This is a genomic window from Ralstonia nicotianae (assembly GCF_018243235.1).
GTDB lineage: Bacteria > Pseudomonadota > Gammaproteobacteria > Burkholderiales > Burkholderiaceae > Ralstonia > Ralstonia nicotianae.
In genome coordinates this window covers 1325370-1348495 of record NZ_CP046675.1, presented here as the reverse complement: position 1 = coordinate 1348495, position 23126 = coordinate 1325370, and the positions used below count along the sequence as shown (strand labels likewise).

General features: G+C 66.9%; 15 protein-coding genes. 9 read left to right on the top strand and 6 right to left on the bottom strand.

The window, feature by feature from the left end; genetic code table 11:
* Positions 1-8 precede the first annotated feature (8 nt).
* Together GO999_RS21920 and GO999_RS21915 are read right to left on the bottom strand one after the other, a co-directional pair.
* Positions 9-833 (bottom strand): hypothetical protein, encoded by an 825-nt coding sequence (locus tag GO999_RS21920; RefSeq protein WP_249215085.1) that lies wholly within the window; start codon positions 831-833, stop codon positions 9-11.
* 58 nt (positions 834-891) lie between these two features.
* Positions 892-2004 carry an HNH endonuclease gene (locus GO999_RS21915; RefSeq protein ID WP_211906869.1) on the bottom strand — a complete coding sequence of 371 codons (1113 nt, stop codon included), beginning with the start codon at positions 2002-2004 and terminating at the stop codon, positions 892-894.
* Positions 2005-2729: 725 nt separating this feature from the next.
* Here GO999_RS21915 and xopV point away from each other — a divergent pair.
* Together xopV and GO999_RS21905 are read left to right on the top strand one after the other, a co-directional pair.
* A complete protein-coding gene (gene xopV, locus GO999_RS21910) occupies positions 2730-3662 on the top strand; it encodes a XopV/AopV family type III secretion system effector (protein ID WP_249215084.1) in 933 nt (310 codons plus the stop codon).
* Positions 3663-4047: 385 nt separating this feature from the next.
* Positions 4048-4977, top strand: a complete 930-nt coding sequence (locus tag GO999_RS21905; RefSeq protein WP_211906868.1) for a hypothetical protein — start codon at positions 4048-4050, stop codon at positions 4975-4977.
* Here GO999_RS21905 and GO999_RS21900 read toward each other — a convergent pair.
* From GO999_RS21900 to GO999_RS21890, 3 genes are read right to left on the bottom strand one after another with little or no spacing between them, the layout of a single operon-like run.
* On the bottom strand, positions 4974-6425 hold the full coding sequence (locus tag GO999_RS21900; protein WP_211906867.1) for an efflux transporter outer membrane subunit: 1452 nt from the start codon (positions 6423-6425) through the stop codon (positions 4974-4976). The genes GO999_RS21905 and GO999_RS21900 overlap by 4 nt on opposite strands.
* Entirely contained in the window at positions 6422-7687 is a 1266-nt protein-coding gene (locus GO999_RS21895) for an efflux RND transporter periplasmic adaptor subunit (RefSeq protein WP_211906866.1), read from the bottom strand. Before GO999_RS21895 ends, GO999_RS21900 begins: the two co-directional genes overlap by 4 nt.
* Positions 7680-10874: an efflux RND transporter permease subunit gene (locus GO999_RS21890; RefSeq protein WP_211906865.1), complete on the bottom strand. Its 3195-nt coding sequence runs from the start codon at positions 10872-10874 to the stop codon at positions 7680-7682. The genes GO999_RS21895 and GO999_RS21890 overlap by 8 nt, the downstream gene beginning before the upstream one ends.
* 583 nt (positions 10875-11457) lie before the next feature.
* Between GO999_RS21890 and GO999_RS21885 the strand changes: the two genes are divergently transcribed.
* The 6 genes from GO999_RS21885 (at position 11458) to GO999_RS21860 (ending at position 20360) form a co-directional block, all read left to right on the top strand.
* Positions 11458-11634, top strand: a complete 177-nt coding sequence (locus GO999_RS21885) for a tannase/feruloyl esterase family alpha/beta hydrolase (protein ID WP_011004842.1) — start codon at positions 11458-11460, stop codon at positions 11632-11634.
* Positions 11635-11681: 47 nt separating this feature from the next.
* Positions 11682-12905 carry a 3-(3-hydroxy-phenyl)propionate transporter MhpT gene (mhpT, locus tag GO999_RS21880; protein ID WP_211906864.1) on the top strand — a complete coding sequence of 408 codons (1224 nt, stop codon included), beginning with the start codon at positions 11682-11684 and terminating at the stop codon, positions 12903-12905.
* Positions 12906-13026: 121 nt separating this feature from the next.
* The gene (locus GO999_RS21875) at positions 13027-14151 is read left to right on the top strand and encodes a porin (RefSeq protein ID WP_211906863.1); all 1125 of its coding nucleotides are present in this window, start codon (positions 13027-13029) and stop codon (positions 14149-14151) included.
* A gap of 490 nt (positions 14152-14641) precedes the next feature.
* Positions 14642-17296 carry a type VI secretion system tip protein VgrG gene (gene vgrG, locus GO999_RS21870; RefSeq protein ID WP_211906862.1) on the top strand — a complete coding sequence of 885 codons (2655 nt, stop codon included), beginning with the start codon at positions 14642-14644 and terminating at the stop codon, positions 17294-17296.
* Positions 17297-17298: 2 nt separating this feature from the next.
* Positions 17299-18126, top strand: a complete 828-nt coding sequence (locus GO999_RS21865; RefSeq protein WP_071015204.1) for a T6SS immunity protein Tli3 family protein — start codon at positions 17299-17301, stop codon at positions 18124-18126.
* Positions 18126-20360, top strand: coding sequence for a T6SS effector phospholipase Tle3 domain-containing protein (locus GO999_RS21860; protein WP_071015200.1), 2235 nt, complete (start codon positions 18126-18128; stop codon positions 20358-20360). Before GO999_RS21865 ends, GO999_RS21860 begins: the two co-directional genes overlap by 1 nt.
* A 159-nt stretch (positions 20361-20519) precedes the next feature.
* On the opposite strand, the gene GO999_RS21855 is transcribed toward GO999_RS21860, so the two are convergent.
* Positions 20520-21410 (bottom strand): LysR substrate-binding domain-containing protein, encoded by an 891-nt coding sequence (locus GO999_RS21855; protein WP_211906861.1) that lies wholly within the window; start codon positions 21408-21410, stop codon positions 20520-20522.
* A 514-nt stretch (positions 21411-21924) separates the two neighbouring features.
* Here GO999_RS21855 and GO999_RS21850 point away from each other — a divergent pair.
* Positions 21925-23067: a branched-chain amino acid ABC transporter substrate-binding protein gene (locus tag GO999_RS21850; protein ID WP_211906860.1), complete on the top strand. Its 1143-nt coding sequence runs from the start codon at positions 21925-21927 to the stop codon at positions 23065-23067.
* The last annotated feature ends 59 nt before the right edge of the window (positions 23068-23126 follow it).

Below are 23126 nucleotides of genomic sequence, written 5' to 3'. Positions count from 1 at the left end.
GGCCGGCGTCACCGCTGGAAGATGTCGCGGGTGCCGGGGAAGGTGTGGTAAGGCCCGTTGCCGCCGAACAAGGCGGCTTCGCGCGCAGCCATGCCGCTGATCGCGCCGGCCGCCCGCAGTGGCGCGCGCTCGGCCTCCGGCGGCTCGACGAACACCTGGCCCATCACGCCTCGGTTCTCGATCACGGGGAAGGCGGCGCTGACACACGATGACCAGAATCCCATCGCCCCGACCAGCAAGCGCAGCTGCTCGGCAAGCGCGTAGCCGAGCGCGGCGCGTGGCACCTGCCGCATCTTTCCGGCGACGTCCGCCGCGCGCTGCCAGGCCAGGGTGCGTTGCTCCATCCTGCGGTCGGCGAGCTGCAGGACGGCTTCCTCGGGAATCGTCAGCAACCGCGCGTCCGCCCGGTAGTAGGCCGTGTTGAGCGCGAAATGATCGATGGTGGCGCGCGCCTGCGGGGTCTTGCCGGTCACGACGACGCAGTCGACCGCTTCGGCCTGCCCGGTGTGGCGGCCGGCTTCATCGGTGAGGACGCGCGTGAGGCGCTGCAGGGTGTAGGCCAGCGGGCTGTCCGGCCTGGACGGGTCGAAAGCCCCCGGCTGATCCGGCAGCAGCAGGGCGGCGGGATCGACCGGGGGGGCCGCCAATTGCGCTTCATAGCAATTGCGGTCGAGCAGATAGAGATGCGTCCAATCCGCGGCCGAACCGGGCGCGTCGTCGACACAGCGGCCGGTGCGTGCGTCCCAGACCCACGATTCATCCAGCAGGGGGCGCTCGCAGAACGCGCAGAAATGCCCGAAGGCGTTCATCAGCAGGCCGGAGGGGGCGTGCATGGCTGCCGCCGCAGCGGGCAGAACAGGCCGGACTAGAGGTCTCATGCGGGTAGCTCGCTCACGGAAGATTGGTCGTATTGGTGTTGGGGTAGAGCATCGGACCGTTGGTATCGGTCACGAACCGACTGGCGCAATTGGTGCCGGAAGGGTCCTCGAAATTGCCCAGGACCGTGACCCAGACCGAATAGAACCCCGATGCCGCGCCCATGATCGGCACCTGCGGCCAGAGCAGATCGAACTCCGCCTGCGTGGTCGCGGTCTCCAGCAGCTTGCATTTCTCCAGGGCATAGAACCACGCCCGCGTGCGGTTCATGACCCGCCGGTCGTAGGTGCCGGTCAGCGGGCTTGTGACGTCGTTGTTGAACTGCATCAGGTCGATCATGGCATCCGCCCGCGCCTGCAAACTGTGCGTGTTGCTGCTGCTGACGGTGACGGCCACCTGCACGTTGCTCAGCAGTTGCGTGCTGCTGATCTGGAGGTCTGCGGACACCTTGTGATTGACGACGTCGTAGCCCGTGAGTTTGTTGTTCGCGTCCGTATCGAAGGGATCGGAGAGCACCGTCCACTGGCCGGTCACGGGATCGACATATTCCAGGTACAGGGGCAGGTCGTCCCAACTGGTGCTGTTCAGATCCGGCCAGATGTAGTGATCGTCGCGGATGGCGTCGTACAGCTCCTGTTCGGTCGGAGAGGGCTTGCTGGTCCAGGGGGTCGCGGTGGCGCGGCTCGGCGTATTGCTCTTGGCGGTATTGCAGGGCCCGCAGCACAGCAGGAAATTCGTCCAGTCGGTGGCGAACGTCGGGTACGGCGACTTGGGAACCGTGTGCTCGACTTCCAGCAGACCCGGCAGCGGCGTTCCGCAGTAGGAGCAGTAGTCTCCCAGGTCCTGGGTGAGGGGCGCCGAGGCGGTCTTGTAGATGTCGGCCACCCGGTCGGCGATTGCCTTCACGATCGTTTTCTGCTCATCGGCCGTGATGTTGGGCAGGCTTTGCCCCTTGGCGATTTTCAGCAACGCGAGCAACGCGTCCGACAGCGAGATCGTGTAGTTGCTGAGGTAGGGCGGCACAACCGCCGCGATCTTCTGCAGGATGACGGCGTTGTTGCCGGCGAACATGACGTTCGCCGGCGGGTTGTAGTGGGTGCTGTTTGCAGGCTTGTTGACCGGACGCACGACGTCTCCCTTCGCGGTGACACAGCGTCGGCTGAATCACTGCGGGCGCTTACGTGGATGGACTGAACTGACGGGCCGGAGCGAAAGACCGGATCGGCTGGCGCATGCCGGAAGGCCGCAACCGGTACGCTGGCGGGTACGACAGCAATGACTGCGTTGTGCGCTGCACAGGCTCAAGGCACGGTGTCTGCAGCGCAATCGGCTTGGAATCGGTTGCCCTGGCGGGGCGCGGGCTTGGGTGCGGCCACGGACAGTACGGCCCGGTCGCACGAAGCGCGGATCTGCAGCGGTTGAATCTGCATCGACTTCCCCCCTCGGTTGGTTTTCCGCGTCCATGGTCGCGGAACGGGTGCCATGTGCCATGGCCCAGCTGCCTTCCATCGTCCGGGATTCACGTCCGCGGATCGTGGAACAGCATTGACGGTGATAGTTGGGGCGGTTTCTACTGTCTAATGAATTTTTCTTCTGACTGAATTTCGTTTGATCGAATCCTGGGTTTGGCCGAACGCATGGCTGCTGACGTACACGACCGATCTTGGATCCCCACGGGCCCGCCCGGGAGGCGCTGCAGTCGCCAGCGAAGGCCCCTGGCGCAGCCGGCGGGTTGATGCAGCCGAAATGCCGGGTCGAAAAACGAAGCAGCTTTTCGTCCATGCACATCCTGCTGATAGGCTGCCGGAATGATCATCGGGCCTGATGTCGGAGGGCCTCCGCAACAAGCAGGTATGTTGAAAATCGGTCGTATCACGGGGTTTGCATTGCACGGCGGCGACACGGCAAGCGTGTCGCCGCCCAAATCGGAGACGGCATCGAACGGGAAATCGCGTGCCCCGGCGCTCGCCGGACTCAAGCCCGGGGCCGATACATTGGAGCCAACCCAGCCGTCGCTCCGCCGGACCGCATCGGTTCGCATGGCGGTTTCCGATGACGCCGAGCCTCGCCGCCTCGAGCGCACGCTGTCCTGTGCCGGGTCGCTGCAGCGCGCGCCTTTCGGTTTCGATCCGCAGAAGTACCGGGCGCGGCACGGCAAGACCCTGACGGAAAAGTATGGCAGCCGGCAGCCGGCGCGCGCCAAGTCCGGCAAAAAAGCGATCCAGCCCGATGAACGGGAGAAGCTGCCCGATGGCTGGTGGCGTACCCGGGTCAATCCCACCCGCATCCTGGTGACATCGACCGGCATCCAGACCCAGGCCGATATCGAGCACTGCGGCCTGACCAAGGATGCGCAGGCAGAGCCCCGCAGCCTTGACCAGCTGATCGACGTGGCGCGGCTGCGCAACGAGCCGCGCAAGTTCCAGTACAAGTGGGACATGTCCGTCAATGGCACCTTCATCATCGGGAACATCCACGTGCAGAAGCCGGACGGCAAGGGTGTGCATCATCTGGGGCATCCGACGCTCGTCGGCGGTCGCCGGATACCGGAGGCGCGCATCAGCGGCATGCTCTATGCGGACGAGACGGGACGCCTGATCCTCAACAACGACTCCGGGCGATTCAGCGAATACCCCGATCGCGATCCATCGCAACTGGAAGCGGTTGCCGCGTTCCTGAAGCGGCACGGGCTCATCGTTGCGGTGGAATGGATCGACATGCAGAACGGAAAGGCCAAGAAGCGCCCACCCATTCCGCTGGTCAACGATCCGCAGCTCGACTGGTGACGGGCGATCCGACCCGTCCTGCCGCGCGGCGCATCGCCCGCCCCGGGCCGATGCCGGCCACCATCCGGCAAGCGCATGCGGCGATTTCTTGTTGCTCAGAAATTAGCGGCCAAAATTATAGCGATGGCCCTGATCTGGAAATTTCAAAAAAAGTCTCAAAACAACATTGGTAGTCGCGAATATCAGAATTTAAAACAAGGAATCTCGCCAGAGGTTCCTTGCTGGCATTGGGTTTGCGGGTGTCATGAACGTATTTGTGGCCGTCCCCGTACTAGCAGGGGGATGGTTTGCCTTGCTATTGGTGACAAAATCCACGCCCCTAAAAACTTGAAACTGCCCTGAGTTTGCGGCGGTGGGTTGTCTCGCATCAGGCGAGGGGATTTTTATGTCCGGAAAATGGATTGCAATTCCAGCGGCACGCGCACAGGCGCATCCGCTGTATGGTGTACGGGGCTGGCTGCTCGCGGTGCTCTGGCTCAATACGCTGCCGGTGCTGACCAGCGTGATGAGCGCGATCGCGCCGATGGTGGCCGACGGCTGGAGAGCGGCCTCGGCGACATCGTTCGTCGCGCTGACGTGGGCAGCGCTGTCCCTGGGGCTGGTGACGGTGGCGTTTCTGCGCCTGCGCTGGTTTCCCGCCGTGCTGTTCGCGTATGGCCTGCTCCAGGTGCCGGTCGCGGTGATGATGGCCGCCGGGGGCGTTGTGTGGGTGTCGCGTTTCAATACCTGGTCGCCCATCGAACTGGTGATGGCGCCGCTGTTTCTGCTGCAGGTGCTGGGGCCGGTTGTGACGATGGTGTACGCCGTGCGCTCACGCACCGTGCGCGTGACCTATCGGCACGAGGTGCGCGGCGATGATCCCGCCGCGGCGCCTGCCGCATTCGATCTGCCCCAGCTCAACGTCACGCTCACGGATGCCATCGGGGTCGCGCGCGAACGTGCCGCGCTGCGCCGGGTGGCCCAGGAACTGAGCTCCGGCATGCTCGACACCGCCACCTGGATGCAGGTGACCCGAGATCACGCCGAGGCTAGCGACAGCGAGCGGACTTCCGCCTACGTACATGCGCGCATGGCGGTACTGTGCCCGCGCGGGCCCGCTCAGCCGCTGCGGCGGCCCACGCTTGCGTCCGGCCTGGGCGCGCTGCTGATCAGCCTGGTGGCGACGGTCGCGCTGGTGGCCGGGGTGATGGCGATCCTGTTCCTGGTGCCGAGCGGCATTGTCCAGGGCATCGGCGCGCCGATCCTGCTGGTGCTGCTGCTCAGCTGGTTCGGCGGCCTGTTCCTGGGCGCGCGTTTCCTGCAGCGCACCGCCTAGCGCCGGGCCGTGGGCGGCTCGGCGGGGTGGCTCCAGTCACCGCCGGCCGCCTTGACGAGGAAGACGCTGGTCGTCAGCTGCTGGCCCAGGATCTGCACCGCCGTGCGCTGGTTGTTGAGCAGCGACTGCTGGGCCGTGATCACATCGAGCGAAGTCGCCAGGCCGCCTTCGTAGCGCGCGCTGGCGATGTCGTACACCTTGCGCGCGCTCTCCACCGACGCGCGCGCCTGCGCCGCGGCGCGATCGAGCGCCTGCAGGCCGGACAACCCATCCTCCACTTCCTGCAGCGCGCCGAGCACGGCCTGCCGGTAGTTGGCGATCGCGCCCTGGTAGCCCGCATTGGCGAAGTCGACCCGCGCCCGCGTGCGGCCGGCGTCGAACACCGTCTGCGCGATCTGCGTGCCGAACGACCACAGCAGCGACGGCGCGGAGAACAGCAGCGCCAGGTCGCGGCTTTCCCAGCCGGCGCCGCCATTGAGCATGATGCTGGGGAAGAACGCCGCGCGCGCGACGCCCACCGAGGCGTTGGCGGCGGCGGCACCGCGTTCCGCGGCGGCCACGTCGGGCCGGCGCTCGATGACATCGGAAGGCAGGGCGACCGGAATGACGGGCGGCTGCCCGGCGAGCGGCGCCGGTGCGATATGGAAGGCCGGCGCCGGCGTGCCGATCAGCGTGGCGAGCGCGTGCTCGTACTGGGTGCGCTGCTTCTGCAGCAGCTCGGCCTGCGTGGCGGTGCTGTCCACCAGCGCCTGCTGTTGCGCCAGATCCAGCCCCGAGGCCACGCCGTCCTGATGGCGCGAGGCGACGAAATCGAGCGCCTTGCGCTGCAAGGCCAGGCCCTGCTGCACCACGTCGATCTCGGCATCGGTCTCGCGCAGGCTGTACCAGGTGGTGGCGACCTGCGCGGCCAGCAGCAGGCGGACATTCTCCAGGTTGGCCGCGGCCTGCTCCTCGCTGGCGGCGGCATTGGCGATGTTGCCGCGCACGCGGCCGAACAGGTCGGCTTCGTAGCTGACATCCGCGCGCACCACGAAGTCGTTCTGCACGGTCGACATGGTGGGGCTGCTGTACGACGACAGCGGACGGTCGGCGGAGGTGCGCAGGCGCGCGCCGCTGGTCGAAGCCGTCACCTGCGGCAGCAGGCCGGCGCGGGCCACGCGCGTCAGCGCCTGCGCTTGTTCCAGGTTGGACACCGCCACCTTCAGCGACTGGTTCTCGTGCAGCGCCTGCTCCATCAGCCGGTCGAGCTGCGGATCGTTGAAGCGCTGCCACCATGGGCCCTTGGGCGCGTCGTCGGCGGGTTGCGCGGCGCGCCAGGGGGCCTCGGTCTGCCAGTGGGCGGGCACGTCCATGGCCGGGCGCGCGTAGGGTGGCGCTAGCGAGCATCCGGCCAGCAGCGCGACCAGCGATGCGGCCAGCGCGGTGCCGCGCAGCGTGGGCGTGTTCATGACGCGTGCGGCGCGGAAGCCGCCGGTGCCGAGGCCGGCGTGACGGTGACCGCCTCGCCCTGCTCGATCGAGTCGGCCGGGTTGAGGATCAGCGCGTCGCCGGCCTGCAGGCCCGAGAGGATCTCGACCGTGCGGCCATAGTCGCGGCCGATGGCGACCGGGCGCAGGTTCACGCGGCCGTTCTCGGCCACGGCGATGCGCGGGCCTTCCTTGCGGAACAGCAGCGTGTTGGTCGGCACCACGAACGCCGTCTGCGGATCGTCCGCGGCCTTGCCGGCGATCTGCGCCTGCACATAGGCGCCGGGCAGCAGGCGGCCTGCCTGGTTGGGCAGCGACACTTCGACCTGCATGGTGCGGGTGGCCGGGTCGATCGCGCTCGACATGCGCGCGATGGCGCCATGGAAGACCTGTCCAGGCAGCTCGGCCAGCGTGACCGCCACATCCTGGCCGACCTTCACCTGCTGCGAATACGCCTGCGGCACGTACAGGTAGATGCGCAGCGGATCGGTCTGCGCCAGCGTGAACAGCTCGCGGTTGGCGCCGGCGTTGCCCGCGTTGACCAGCGTGCCGACATCGACATTGCGCTTGGTGACCACGCCCGCGAACGGCGCCACGATGCGGCGGAAGCCCTGCAGCTCCTGCAGCCGGCGCACGTTGGCCTCGGCGGCGGCAAGGTCGGCCTGGGCCTGGTTGGCGGCGCTGGTGCGTTCGTCCAGCTCCTGCTGCGAGACGGCGTCTTTCTGGCGCAGGCTCTGCCAGCGCGTGAGCGAGGTCTGCGCCAGCGCGCGGCGGGCGGCGGCCTGGTTGCGCGCGGCCTGGGCCTGGTTGAGCTCCTGGTCCACCTCGGGGGTGTCGAGCAGCGCCAGCACCTCGCCCTTCTCGACGTGCGCGCCGATGTCCTTGAACCAGCGCAGCACATAGCCGCTGGTGCGCGCATAGATGGGCGATTCGACAAAGCCCTGCAGCGTGCCGGGCAGCGTCAGCTCGCGGTTGCCGGCGGCGGGCCTGGGCGCGACGGTGTTCACGTAGCGCGTGGCCTGCGAGGCCATCTGGCGCTCCAGCGCGTGCGCGTTGTCGTAGCGGCTCACCAGCGTGCGGACGGCGCCCAGCGCCAGCAGCACCGCCACCACGATCAGCACCCAGCGCGCGCGCCGCATCGCGCGGGAACGGTCGACCGGCTCGATCGGGTCGACCGTGACGACGTGGTGCGGCGGCCCTTCGGCCAGGTGTCCGGAATGCGTATCGGTGGTTTGGTCAGACATGTCCTTCGCTTCCCCGTGGATCAGTGCCTCGCCGGCCGGCGCGCCGCTGCAGTCTTCCGTGCACGCTGGCGAATACCACCGGAACAAAAAACAGGGTCGAGACGGTCGCGAACAGCAGACCGCCGATCACCGCGCGGCCGAGCGGCGCGTTCTGCTCCGCGCCTTCGCCCAGGCCGAGCGCCATCGGCACCATGCCGATGATCATCGCCAGCGCCGTCATCAGCACCGGGCGCAGGCGCGTGGCGCCGGCCTCCAGCGCCGCCTGCATCGGCGCGATGCCTTCATGCAGGCGCTCGCGCGCGAACGAGATCAGCAGGATCGAGTTGGCGGTCGCCACGCCCATCGTCATGATGGCGCCGGTAAGCGACGGCACCGACAGCGTGGTGCCCGTCACGAACAGCATCCACGCGATGCCCGCCAGCGCCGCCGGCAGGGCCGTCACGATGATCAGCGGATCGATCCACGACTGGAAGTTGACCACGATCAGCAGGTAGACCAGCACGATCGCCATCACCAGCCCCACGCCCAGCCCGACGAAGGACGACTCCATCGTGCGCACCTGCCCGCGCACCGTGATCTGCGCGCCGCGCGGCAGCTTGGGGCGGATCTCGTCGACGGCCTTCTGCACCTCTTTGGCGACGGCGCCCAGGTCGCGGCCCTGCACGGCGGCGTAGACGTCCACCACCGGCGTGATGTCGTAGTGCGACACCACCTGCGGCTGCACGGCGGGGCCCACCTGCACCAGGTTGCCGAGCAACTGCGGGCCGCCGGGCTGCGTGGCGCCGCCGCCCGCGCCGGCCACCGGCGTGCGCAGCAGGGCATCGAGCGAATCGACGCGGTATTGCGGACTCTGCACCGCCACCTGGTAGACCACGCCGTTGACCGGGTTCAGCCAGAACGTGGGCGAGGTCTGGAAGCTGGAGCTGAGCGACACCAGCAGGTTCTGCGCCACGTCGCGCCCCTGCAGGCCGACCTGCTGGATGCGGGTGCGGTCCATGTTGACGGCCAGCGTGGGCTGGTCGAAGCGCTGGTGCACATGCGTATCCACCGCGCCGGGGATCCGCCGGATGCGGTTGGCGAGGATGCCGGCCAGCTGCTGGTTGGCCGCCACGTCGGCGCCCGAGAACTGCACGTCGATGGCCGACGGCAGCCCGAAGTTGAGGATCTGGCTGACGATGTCCGCCGGCTGGAAGGCGAACTCCACGCCGGGGAAGCGCTTGGGCAGTTCTTCGCGCAGGCGGCGCACGTATTCCGCGCTGGGCTTGCGCTCGCCTTCGCGCAGCGCGATCAGGATCTCGCCGTCGAGCGTGCCGATGGTGCCGGCGTTGCTGTACGACAGGTTGATGCCGGAGTTGGGCACGCCCAGGTTGTCGAGGAGCGTGGCCAGCTCGTTGCGGGGGATGATGGTGCGGATGGCGGCTTCCACCTCGTCGGCCAGGCGCGCGGTCTCCTCGATGCGCAGGCCGGACGGCGCGCGCATGTGCAGGCGGATCTGGCCGGCATCGACGTCGGGGAAGAAGTCGCGCCCCAGCGCCAGGTAGAGCCCGCACGAGGCCACGCAGAAGCCGAGGAACGAGAGTGCGAAGGCGCGGCGGCGCTCCAGCAGCCCGCCCAGGATGGCGGCGTAGTTGCCGCGCATGTGCTCGAACCGGGCGTTGAAGGCCTGGTAGATGTAGCGCATCGGGCCCGGCTTCTTCGCGTCTTCGGTGTGGCCGGTCATCAGCATCATCACCAGCGTCGGCACCAGCGTGCGCGAGAGCACGTACGAGGCCAGCATCGCGAAGATCACCGCCTCGGCCATCGGCACGAACAGGTAGCGCGCCACGCCGGTCAGGAAGAACATCGGCACGAACACGATGCAGATGCAGAGCGTGGAGACGAAGGCCGGCACCGCGATCTCCGCCGCGCCGTCCAGGATGGCGGTGATGGGCGCCTTGCCCTCGTGCAGGTGCCGCTCGATGTTCTCGATGGTGACGGTGGCATCGTCCACCAGGATCCCCACCGCCAGCGCCAGGCCGCCCAGCGTCATCAGGTTGATGGTCTCGCCCAGCAGATGCAGCACGATGATGGACGACAGGATCGACAGCGGGATCGACACCGCGATGATGGCCGTGCTGCGCCAGTTGCCGAGGAACAGCAGGATCATCGCGGCGGTCAGGCACGCGGCGATCAGCGCCTCGCGGATCACGCCCTCGATGGCCGCCTTGACGAACAGCGACTGATCGAACAGCGGCGTGATCTTGATGTCCTGCGGCAGTGCGGTGGCCGCCACCGGCAGCAGCTTGTAGATGTTGCTGACGATGTCCAGCGTGGAGGCGCCGCCGTTCTTCAGGATCGACAGCAGCACGCCGCGCTGGCCGTCCTGCCGCACCACGTTGGTCTGCGGCGAGAAGCCGTCGCGCACGTTGGCCACGTCGCCCAGGACCAGCGTGGCGCCGTTGCGGGTCCTGACCGGCATCGCGTTGAGCTGGGCGATGGTGCCGGGCGTGCCGTTGAGTGCCACGGCGTACTCGGAGGCATCGATCTTCTGCGTGCCGGCCGGCAGGATCAGGTTCTGCGCGCTGACGGCGTTGACGATGTCGGTGGGCGTGAGGCCCTGCGCGAGCAGCTTCTGCGTATCCAGGTCCACCGTGATCTGCCGGCTCTTGCCGCCGTACGGAAACGGCACCGCGATGCCGGGCACCGTGATCAGCCGGGGCCGCAGGAAGTTCAGCGCCGCGTCATTGAGCTCTTGCTCCGACAGCGTGTTGCTCGACAGCCCGAGCTGCAGGATCGGGATGCTCGAGGCCGAGTACTTGATCACCAGCGGCGGCGTGATGCCGGGCGGCAGCTGGCGCAGCTGCGCCTGCGAGACCGACACGATCTGCGCCAGCGCGGTCTGGATGTTGGCCGTCGGCTGGAAGAAGACCTTGATGATGGAGACGCCGTTGAGCGACTGCGATTCGATGTGCTCGATGTCGTTGACGGTGGTCGTCAGGCTGCGCTCGGTCACGGAGACGATGCGGTCGGCCATCTCCTTGGCGGGCAGGCCGTTGTAGTTCCAGATGATGCTGCAGACCGGAATGTCGATTTCCGGAAAGATGTCCGTGGCCATGCGCATCAGCACGAACGGAGTCGCCAGCAGGATCAGCAGGGCCAGGACGATGAAGGTCAGCGGCCTTCGCAGCGCGAGTTGGACGATCCACATGGAGGTGTTGGGTGCTGCGGAGCGAGATGGGGCGCGGAGCCGCCCGAACCGGCGGCGACCAGTCATTCTAGCGCCGGGGGATGCCGGTCTGCATGTCCTGACGTCCTGCCTTTATTACAGTGCATAACGGCGGTTGCCGGGGCAACTGAAGGCCGCGTTGCCGGGCAGACATGGCTGCCGGCGCGGGTTTCGGGGCCGCGCCCGGCGAGGTGCCAGCGTGTGCGGTCGGGCTGGGGTGCGCCGCGCGGCACCGGTGCGGGTCGCTGCCATGTCAGCGTGGAGGGGCCGGGTACCTGCGGATGAGGGCAATGCGCCGCTCGCGGGCCGGCTAGGGTTTACCGCAGGCATAATCTCCTTGTTGTATCAGGTTGCCTGATATTAAATGGACACCTGACGCGCGTGAGGCACAGGCGGCACGCGCGCCGACCAGAGAGGAGACCGAAACGACCATGGACTGCGCAGCGCGTCCGCCGCGCAACGCGGCATGACCACCGCGAGCCGGGTATCTGTCTGAGGCGTGCGGGCCGGCCCCGCGCGCACCCGGGACCCAGCCGGCACAGACCGGCCCACCAGGAGGAGAAACATGAAGACCGTCATGGCCCACGGCATGACGCTGGCCGCGTTCGTCCCGTCGCTGGGCTGCGCCGACCGGAACGTCGCCGGCCACGGCCGCACCCGGCCACTGTGCCGCTACCCCAAGGTGGCGCGCCGCACCGGCGCCGGCGATCTCAACGATGCGTCCGGCTTGCGCTGCGCATGATGTCCGCCAACCCCGATTCCCCTTTCCGCCATCCGCAAGGAAACGCCATGCAAAGCACCACCCTGACCCGGGCCGAGGCCGGCCCCGGCGTCGCCACGACACTCGGCCTGTGTTTCATCGTCGCGCTGCTCGAAGGGCTCGACCTGCAATCGATCGGCGTGGCCGCGCCGCGCATGGCGCGCGAGTTCGGCCTGTCGGTCGGGCAGATGGGCCTGGCCTTCAGCGCCGGCACCTTCGGCCTGCTGCCCGGCGCCATGCTGGGCGGACGGCTGGCCGACCGCATCGGCCGCAAGCGCGTGCTGATCCTGGCTACCGCGCTGTTCGGCGTGTTCTCGATCGCCACCGCGCAGGTGTGGGATTTCGCCAGCCTGCTGGTGATCCGCGTGGCCACCGGCATCGGGCTCGGCGGCGCCATGCCCAACCTGATCGCGCTGTGCGCCGAGGCCGTGCCGCCGCGCCTGCGCAACACCGCCGTGAGCGTGATGTACTGCGGCATTCCGTTCGGCGGCGCCATCGCGGCCGTGGTCGGCCTGCTGAGCGCGGGCGATACCGGCTGGCGCCACATCTTCTACGTGGGCGGGTTCGGCCCGCTGCTGGTGGTGCCGCTGCTGCTGACGCTGCGGGAGTCGCGGCGCTTCGAGCGCACCGCGCAGGGCGACGGCGGTACCGTGCAGCCGCCGCCCGTCGCCTGGGCGCTGTTCGGCGAGCGGCGCGTGGCGGCCACGGCGTGGCTGTGGATCAGCTACTTCTTCACGCTGATCGTGCTGTACTTCCTGCTCAACTGGCTGCCTTCGCTGACGGCCGCGCAGGGTCTGACCCGCCCGCAGGTGGGGCTGGTGCAGATCCTGTTCAACATCGGCGGCGGTGCCGGGGCGCTGGGCATCGGCACGCTGATGGACGCGGCGCGCCCGCGCCTGGTGGTCTCGGGCATGTACGTCGGCATCATCGCCGCGCTGGCCCTGCTGGCGGCGGCCGGCGGCATGGCATCGATGTCGGCGGGCGCGTTCATGGCGGGGCTGTTCGTGGTCGGCGCGCAGTCGGTGCTGTATGCGCTGGCCGCGGCGTACTACCCGACGTCGGTGCGGGGCACCGGCGTGGGCGCCGCGGTGGCGGTCGGCCGGCTGGGCTCGATCGCCGGGCCGCTGCTCGCCGGGCAGCTGCTGGCGATGGGGCACCACTCGGCCACCATCATCGGCGCGAGCATTCCCGTGACGATCGTCGCCGCGCTGGCCGCGCTGCTGCTGCTGAATCGGCCGCGCGCGCAGGACTAGCGCACCGCCCGACCGATCGATCGCGCCGCCTGTTCCGGGCGGCGTCTCCACCCATTCAACACCACCGGCCCGCCGGCAAAAGGGGAGGGCGGGACCGGCTCGACTCCAGGAGGGGAGCACCATGCGGCAAATCATCTTGCGCGGCATCGCGCCGGCCATGCTGGCGCTGGCCAGCGGCGCGGCCGGCGCCCAGAGCGTCACGCTGTACGGGCTGGTCGACACCGGCATCGAATACGTCAGCCATGCCAGCAGCAGCGGCAACGGCCTGGTGCGCATGCCGTCCGTCACGGGCACGCTGCCTTCGCGCTGGGGCCTGCGCGGCACGGAAGACCTGGGCGGCGGCACGCAGGCTGTCTTCACGCTGGAGAGCGGATTCAACACCGACACCGGCACCTCCGGCCAGGGCGCTCGCCTGTTCGGCCGCCAGGCGTGGGTCGGGCTGTCGGGCCGCTACGGCACGCTCACGCTGGGGCGCCAGTATTCGATGGCCTTCCTGTCGCTCGGCGATGCCGACCTCCTGGGGCCGAGCCAGTACGCGCTCGGTTCGCTCGATACCTACATCCCCAACGCCCGCACCGACAACACCGTGGCCTACAAGGGCACCTTCGGCGGGCTGACGGTGGGCGCCACCTATTCATTCGGCCACGATGCCGTCGGGGGAGTGCCGGCCTCGGGCACCTGCGCGGGCGAGCAGGCGGGCAGCGCATCGTCCTGCCGCACGGTCTCGGCCATGCTCAAGTACGATGCCGCGAGCTTCGGCGTGGCCGGGGCGTATGAGGAGCAGCGCGGCGGCACGGGCGCGACGGCATCGTTCTTCAACGGCAGCGCGGCCATCCCCTTCACCAGCGCCAGCGACAAGGATCGCCGCATCATCGCCAACGGCTACGCCAGGCTGGGCCAGGCCAAGCTCGGCATCGGCTGGATCGGCCGCGCACTCATGAGCGCGGCCGGCGACGTGCGCTCCAATCTCTACTTCATCAACGGCAGCTACCCGCTGACCGGCGCACTCACGCTGGACGCCGGCCTGATCCGCATCATCAACACCGACCAGGGCCGCAGCGCCACCATGGCGGTGCTGCGCGGGGTGTACGCGCTGTCCAGGCGCACCGCGCTGTATGCGCAGACCGGCTACCTGTGGAACAGCGCCAACGCGCAATACACCGTCAGCGGTGGCGGCGGCGGCACCACGCCGGGGCGGGGCATGAGCCAGCTTGGTGTGATGGTGGGGATGCGGCACGCGTTTTAGTTCGAGTGGCTTGAGGGTGCACGATGCCGCCATACCCGATGGCGGCATCGTGCTGTTTGCGGGGTCGCTTCGCACACCCGTTGTGCTGCTGTGAATGCGGGCAGGATTTCCAGCGTTATGGGGTATCTCGCTGGCGGCTCGCTGTTGTTGATCGGCTGATATTTGTTGTCGTTTGTTAATGCTTCGGGGCTTGCGTGGTTGAGTCCTGAACTCCCCATGGAAATAGGTACAAAAGTACCATTGCGAGAACGCGCCCCACTCTGTAAGCTGCCCCGCCGTAAAAAGAGGAACGGGGTTCGATCGCAAAAAAATGAGGGTGTTTCTCCTCACGGTCGGGGCGGGTATTCAAATGCTGATTGAATATCCGGGTTTCATGCATTGAATATCCCCCCGTTATTTTGTTGCCTCCCCTTGAATTCGCGCCCTCGGCCACGTTCGTTTAGTCCGTGGCTGTATCCGCTTGTGTCGCAACTTTCCAGGAGGTGGAACAGTGGTCGAGTCAGACCGAACGCGTCTGCATAAGGTTTGCTTTTTCCAGCAGCACAATCGCCTGCTGGGTGTGTCGTTTCCAAACGATGATGCTCCTGTGGCCGCTGACCACCGCGGCCGCTCCGTCTCCGTGCGCATGGTGATCGAGCGCCTGGAAGCGCGTGAGGGCCTGGGCCTGGACTTCGAATATGAGTTGATCCTGCTGGCCGACAATGCGGGTCTCGTGCTGGCGGACATGCTTGGCAAGCTGCTGGCGGTGTCCCTGGTCAAGCCAGACGGCACCCTGCGCTGGTTCACCGGGCACGTGGCGGAATTCTCTCTGGTAGGCAGCGACCCCGGCGTGGCGACTTACCGGGCGGTGCTGCGGCCGTGGCTATGGTTTGCGCGGGCTCGGATCAACGACCGCGTGTTCCGCGACCGGAGCCTGTATCAGCAGATCGCCGAAATCCTGCAAGACTATGGAGCCTGGGCGCAATGGCGCTGGGCCGTGGCCGGAGAGGATGCGCCCTTCACCATGGCCGTGCAGGGCGGCGGCCAGGGCGAGAGCGATCACAACTACATCTACCGCAGACTGGAGGCGCGGGGCTGTATCAGCGGCTACGAACACGACGTGACCGGCCACCGGCTGGTCATCTTCGACAGAAGCAGCCAGTGTCCGCCCGTGGAGGGCGACCAGCGGATACCCTTCCAAGCCGAGGGCGGGCCGCAGGAGGAAAACGCCATCCAGCGCTGGACACCGGTACAGACAGCGGTGGCCGCATTGTTCGCGGGGAGCGCATTCGATTTCAAGCACCCGAAACCGCAGCACCATACGGAATCGACGCAGCGCAAGCAGGGCAGTGTCCCGGAGCTGGAAGCGCACGAATACGCGGGGCACTACGGCTTCCCGAAAGAGGACCCCAGGGGCATTGGGCTGCTGAACCTGCGCCGCGAGGAAATCGAAACGCATGCGCAGCAATACCAAGCCGAAGGCAACAACGCCAGCGTGGCGAGCGGCCTCTGGTTCGAGTTGTCCGGGCACTTCAGCAACACGGAGCGCGCGGAGGACAACCAATACCTGATCGTGGAAGCCAGCCACAGTGCGAGCAACAACTACCTTGCGGAACTCGGACGACAGGGCGGCCATGAGGCACCGCTGTTTGCCGGCCGCAAGGGTGAATACTGCAACCGCTTTACCGCAATCAAGCGCGCGGTGCCCTGGCGCCCTGGCCGGGGACGAAACAGCATCGAATGGAAGGTGGACGGACACCAGACGGCGATGGTGGTCGGCCGCAACGGCCTGGGGTCGCTGGACGTTGATGAATACGGTCGCATCCTGATTCGTTTCCACTGGGACCGGGAAGGCAAGTACAGCGCGCGCGTACGGGTGGCGAGCAATTGGGCCGGTGGCGAAACCGGCATGGTGTCGTGGCCGCGCGCGGGCAGTGAAGTGCTGGTGATCACGCTGGACGGCAACCCAGACCACTTCCTCATCATCGGCGTCGTCCACAACGCCCACCGCATGCCGCCGTGGCAATTGCCGGCGCAGGGGGCGCTGATGGGCATCCGCAGCCGGGAACTGACCCCGGACGGCGGTAACGACCCCGGAGGCAGCAGTAACCACCTCGTCCTGGACGACACGGCGGGCAGGATTCAGGCGCAGCTCAGGAGCGACCACCTCAATAGCACGCTGAGCCTGGGGCACATCACGCGGATCGACGGCACGGCAGGCCGACAGAACCCGCGCGGCCAAGGCTTCGCGCTGGACACCGAGGGGCACGGCGCGAGCCGCGCCGCTGGCGGGATGCAAGTCACCACGGAAGCCTCGCCCGGTGGACAGGGCAACATGATGGACGTAGGTGCACCGGTAGCGCGACTGACGGTGGCCCATGACATGCACGAGCGCTTGTCCAAAGCGGCGTGTACAGCGGGGGCACAACAGGCCGACGACCAGGGCGAGGTGGCCAAGCAATTGCACCGGCAGAATGCCGACCTGAAAGGCAACGGCGGCGACCCGACGCAGGGGCGGTTCCCCGAGTTCCAGCAACCGCACCTGATGCTGGCCAGCCCGGCCGGCATCGAGAGCAGCACGGCGGGCAGCACGCACCAGCAGAGCAACGCGCATCACGCGATCACCAGCGGCGGGCACGCCAGCATTGCCACGGGGCGCAGCTTCCTCGCCAGTGCCAAGGATGCGATCCGGCTGTTTGCCTACCGGCTCGGTTTGAAACTGGTGGCCGCGAGCGGCGACATCGACATGCAAGCGCTCAAGAACGGCATCAACATCCTGGCGAAGCTGGAGATCAGGATGGAGGGCAAGCGGGTGGACATCAACGGAACGGATAGCGTGCGCATCAACGGGGGCGGCAGCTATATCGACGTGAGCGCGGCGGGAATCGTGCACGGCACCAATGGTGCTTTCCAGGTGCATGCGGGCAACCATTCGTTCGCGGGGCCGGATAGCCGGCCGGTGGTACCGCATGCGGTGACGTCAGCGCTGAAGCCTGACGAACCCTTGCCGGTGGTTGATGCGTTGGGCAACAGAGTTCCGGATAGCCGTGTCATCGTGCGGCCCGGTCAGGACGAAACGCGCACGGCTATTGAGGGCGGGAAGGTTGCTCCCGACGCATCGCTCGACCACCACATCATTCGGTGCTGGCGCCCCCGGCGAGGTTAAACATGGGCATCCATTCAAAACCACTCAAGGAGGTATCGTTGGAACACAAGAATCGCCCCTTTTTTCGGCGGCAAGGTGTCGGCATGCGCAGCGCGTTGCTGGCGGGCGCCATCTCCGCGCTGCTGTCCTTGGCTGGTTGCGCTTCCTCACTCGCTGACCAAGCCGCCGCGTCGGTCGGCTTCGGTGACACGATCAGCGAGAAGACGCTGAACAACATGGCACGGCCGCCCAAGCAGGTCGTGTATCGCTTCGACGACCACCGCTATATCGAGAACGATCCGGGGCCAGGGTACAACCTGCCGTGTCAGGCGGAGTTGTTCTATGTGGATGAGAAGCTGGGCATCCGCACGCAGTTCGGCGGGAACAGCGAACACAATCCGAAAGGGTTGTTCAAGGTGGTCAATTCGCCTTACGTAGTCGTCAGAAGCGATGCGGCCGTTCGCGTTTCTTTCGACCAAGGGCGGACGTTCAAGTCACTCCGTCCGCAGGTTAGTGGTAGCGGCGACGTTGTTGTTGTCGGGAACGATATCTATGCAGGAGGCGGAGGGAGTGACGGACCGCGTGGGGCATTTAACGAGCGGAGGGGAGCCCGATGGTTTGTTATTGATCCCGTCAAGCAGGAAATCACGCTGAGATATCGGGAGGAGGCCCATGAGCCCGAAGGCGACCGCATTCGCAAGGTCGCCCGCGCGCAACTCCCCTTTCCGTTGAGTCCGGCGGAGTATTTCACCTGTAGAGAGGACTTGCACTGGCGTCCATCGATTAACCGCGAGCGTCAACTGCAGAAGACGCAGCAGAACCCATCCACCGCAGATCGGAGCGCCAACTAATGAAAGCCCCCAAGTTCAAGCACTTTGAACCCAAGGTCGAATCGTTGAAGGAGGTACCGCTGAGGTACGAATCGACCCCGCTCGTACTCGAACTTGGCCGTCCTATCGACGGCCCCGAGCATGACGGCAAGCCCGTGTATCGCCAGACCAACCCGCCGCCATGCCTCGTGATCTTCGTGCATGGCGTCAACAGCGAGGGCGAGTGGTACAACGACGCCGAGCGCCATCTTTGTGCGGGCCTTAATGACCGGCTGGGCCGGTGGGGAACAGAGGTCGAGTTACGAACGTCGGTCGAAAAAGAAGATGACCCCAATTACACCTACAGCATCGACCGACCGCTGAAGCGCACGCGCCCCCACTTCGACGGCGTGCAGAATGCCGCCAACAGCAACTATCTGCACACCAAGTCCCCGGTGATCCGCTTCTATTGGGGCTTCAAGGCGCGCAAAGGCGATTACAGCCGCCCCAGCGCGCGCGACCGGAACGACCACAAGACCGAGCTACGCGACTTTCCCGTAGCACTGGACGAGGACGACGCCTGGGGCGGCGGCCCGTTTCAGAACGGTACTTCGGGGCTGTGGCACATGTTCCGCAAGGACAAGGGTTTCACGCTGGATTTCCAGCACCTGAACACCATTACCGACCGCTACCTCACCGAATCCCCGCCGCGCACCTACTACGTCCACGCCGCCAGCCGACTGGCCCACCTGATCGCCACCATCCGCCGCAACAGCCCACACGAAACCATCAACATCGTCGGCCACAGCCAGGGCACCATGGTGTCGATGCTCGCTACCCTGATGCTCAAGGAACAAGGCGTGCGTGGCCCGGAGGGGCTATTCGTGTGCAACAGCCCGTTCAGCTTGAATGAACCTGGCGGCCTGATGGAGTGCGCGCAGTTCGGTGATAAATACGTTGTTACTCAGGCGGCGCGCTTCGCCACCCTCAAGGCTGTAGCCGATGTGGTCAAGGAGGCTGGCGAACACGCCGATGCCATGACCGACGAAGAGCAGCAGAAGATGTGCCTCTGCACCCCTGCGCGCATGTCGTTGCTGACGAGCGAGGAATACGGCAACTTCCACATCTACGCCAACCCGCATGACCGCGTGATGGGCGCGAGCGTGCTGCGCTCCATCGGCTGGCGCGGGCTGACGCAGGCCGAACAGGGGCGCGTGGGCGCGGCCAATTTGCGAGTGCGCATGTTTGCGGAGAACATCGAGGCGGGCAAGGGTGAATGCAGCTACGCCATGTGCGCCAAGAGCTTTGCCATCACCAGAGACGACGAGGGCAAGGAGATCGGCCGGGAGCGCACCGAGTTCTGGATTCCGCCGTCCGAAAAAATCGCGGGTGTCTATGGCATCTATTCACCCCCGGACAAGGCCGAGGAAGCCGTCTACATCAACGCGCCCACCGTGCCGTGGCTGACGGACCAAGCGCTGCGGCAGCACATGGAGCAGGCGCAGAACACGAAGGGGGACGCCGCCTGGGAGAATCTGGCCGGATGGGACGGCCGTCTTAAGAATTTCCACCAGTACCGAGGCTATCTTGAGCCTCAAGACAAAGGCGACGACGCCCGCGACGTAGCCGCCTACGGCCAAGTGTACGGCCCGAACTACGAAGTGGTGCGCATGGAGGTGGACGTGTACGGGAAGCGCTACCCGGTCTACAAGACGGTGACCGAAGCGCAGCAGGATTTGGTCAACACCGCGCACAACCTGACCAATCACAGCACCTTGCCAAAAAACGAGTTCGTGGTGCGCGGCGTAATGGCGTGGGACCTGGCGCTGGGCCTGAACCAGAGCTACACCGATGTCGCTTACTGGGCCTATCTCAAGACGCTGGCGGACTGGAAATACAGCGACCCATACTTCATGGAGAACGACGAGGGCCACCAGCCCGAACCGGGCGAACCACCGCCCGGCGTGGACCGCACGCTAGCCTACCCGCAGCGAGACCCATCCGTCGCGTCCGTAGAACCGGTTGTCACCGGCTACACCTGCCCGCAAACGGGCTGGTGGCAGTGCAACGAAGCGGACGCCATCACCAGCGAGCGGCACCAGTTCATCCGCGAGGGCCAGATCATGCCCAAGGTTGCCGTCGCGGGCACTCCGTCTCTGTGGCAGCGCGTCAAGGGTGAGCGGCCTGTCTGGAACGCGGCCACCGTGTGGACGCTCAAGAGCTACGATCCAAGCGGACAAGGCACATCCACTTCGCACGGCAGCGCGAACGGATAGCGGCTTGCCGGGCAGTATCCATGCTGCGCATTGCCGATCGCAACGGCTGTCCACATCCGCCACGTCGAAGCTTGGCGCATCGAGTTGGGCAGTATCGGTCGGCTCATCTGGGACAACACTCAGAACGCGCGCGGAAGCCAGCTGAATCAGCACGCCGCCTCATCGCGCAACCGACAACATCCACCGCTCAAACGCCCCCAGGGCATCCGACGGCCTGACGCGCTCCGGATACGCGAAGTAGTACCCCTGCGTCACCGCAAGGCTGCGCTCGACCGGGACCACCAACTGGCCGGTCTCAAGCTCCGTTCCGATGAGGAGCCTGGGCACCAGGCCCATGCCGAGTCCGGCGACGGCCGCGGCAACCACCATGGTGTGCAGCTCATAGCGCGGCCCGCGCGATGCCCCCACCGTGTAGTCCCAGCCCTGGGCGGTGTACCACTCCCGCCAGGCGTTGGCCCGCGTGCTCAGATGCAGGTGCCGGCACTGCGCGAAGCCGGCTTCGGACGACACGTCGTGCGCTTCAAGATAGGCCGGGCTGCACACCGGCACCATCGGGCCTTCCGGAAACAGGAAGGCGCCTTTCGTGTCGGGCCAGAACTGGTCTCCGAAATAGATCGCCGCATCGTATGCACACTCCTGGAACGAGAACGCAAGCGTGCGCGAGGCCAGGTTGACCGTGATGTCGGGACGCAGCCGGGCAAACTCCGCCAGACGCGGAATCAGCCAGTGCGTCGCGAACGTCGGCACCACGGCGATCTCCAGGATGTACCCCATCTGCCGGCCTGCGCTCAGCGCCTGCGTGTCCCGCTGGATCTGCTCCAGGTGGCGCCGGATCCGGGCCGCGTATTCCCTGCCGGCATCCGTCAGGACCAGGCGGCGCCGCACCCGCGTGAACAGCGGCACCCCCAGGCGCCGCTCCAGCGCCGCGACCTGGCGGCCGACCGCGCTTTGCGTGAGCGCCAGTTCGTCGGCCGCGCGGGTGAAGCTCCCGAGCCGCGCGGAAGCCTCGAACGCTTGCAGCGCCCCGAGGTTCGGTATGTCTTTTCTCATGACTCATCATGCCGTGTCGGGTAACAGGTCTGGCGAGCGGGGCCGTCGGGCTCGCGCCGGAAAGTGTACCGTCGGCCCGGCCGTTGTCCGCCGTCCGGCCACCCCAGGGGCTGTTCGGCAAGCGAGCGGCAAGGCCGTGCCGATGGCAGTGTCGTCCGGGGTGTTTCCTTGGCGCCCGCGATGCACACCATCGCCCATCGGCCATCGCCGGTGAACCTGCGGCATGCGCACAATGTTGTGAGCAATTAGCGCTTGGTGCGTCGATTGCGCGGCTCCTATGCTTTGACGCACCAGCGCGCGGCGGCGAGATCCACAGAGGTCGGCCGATCCGGGGCGATGGGTCGGACGGTGCGCCTCCGCGCGGGACGCTGCATCGCGCGCCGGCCGCGCGCCGATTCGCCCGATCAAAACCCAGAGCGGCCGGACCGCCGATGCGCGTGCCACCACCTCCCCCGGAACTTCCCGGAACCGTTGCCGACCGTTCACGGGAACCCATCAGCCAAAGGAGTCTTCCATGCGGTTTCGTTGCAAGCAATCCATGCTGCCGGTTGTCTTCATCGTCGCGGCAGCCGTGCCTGCCGTGGGGTGGGCCCAGGCCGAGCAGACGGTCCGCATCGGCAACGCCGGGCCCCTGACCGGGGGCGCCGCGCATTGGGGCAAGGACAACGAGAACGGCGCCCGGCTCGCCGTCGAAGACCTGAACCGGAAAGGGCTCGTGATCGGTGGTAGGAAGGTCCGCTTCGAACTGCTGTCCGAGGACGACCAGGCCGACCCGCGCCAGGCGATGGTCGTCGCCAACAAGCTGGTGGATTCCGGGGTGAAGGCGATGCTGGGGCACTTCAATTCGGGCGCGGCGATTCCGGCGTCCGCCATCTATGCGCGGGCGGGCATCCCCGACATTTCGGTGGCGACCAACCCGCAGCTGACGCAGCAGGGGTTCCGGAACACGTTCCGCATCATCGCGAGCGACGACGATGTCGGTGCCGCGCTGTCCCGGTTCGCGGTGACGACGCTCAACGCGAAGAAGGTCGCGATCATCGACGACCGCACGGCCTACGGCCAGGGCGCCGCGGAGGTGTTCGCAAACGGGGTCAAGGGCCTGGGGGCGAGCGTCGTCAGCCAGCAGTTCACGAGCGACAAGGCCACCGACTTCATGGCCATCCTCACCAGCATCAAGCGCACGCGGCCCGATGTCATCTTCTACGGCGGCATGGACGCCCAAGGCGGGCTGATCGCGCGCCAGATGAAGCAGCTCGGGATCGGGGCCAAGCTGCTCGGCACGGACGGCCTCTGCACGGGCGCGGTCGCGAAGATCAGCGCCGGCGCCGTCAACGGCACCCTCTACTGCACCCGCGGCGGCAAGGCGCTGGACACGATGCCGAACGGAAGCGATTTCGCGCGGCGCTACAAGGCGCGCTTCGGCACCGAGGTGCTGAACTACGCCCCGTATCTCTACGATTCGCTGATGGCCATCGCGGCCGCGATGCAGGCCGCCGATTCGGTCGAGCCGCCCCGGTATCTGCCCGCGCTGGCGAAGATCAGCCTCGACGGGACGACCGGCCCCGTTGCCTTCGACGAGAAGGGCAACCTGAAGACCCCGGGCTTCACGGTCTTCACGTATCAGGATGGCAAGGCGGTTCGCGTGGCGGGGTCCTGATGGCCTCTTCCTCCCGCTGCCCTTGGTTGCCCGTCGCCGCGCCCGGCGATCTCACTTGA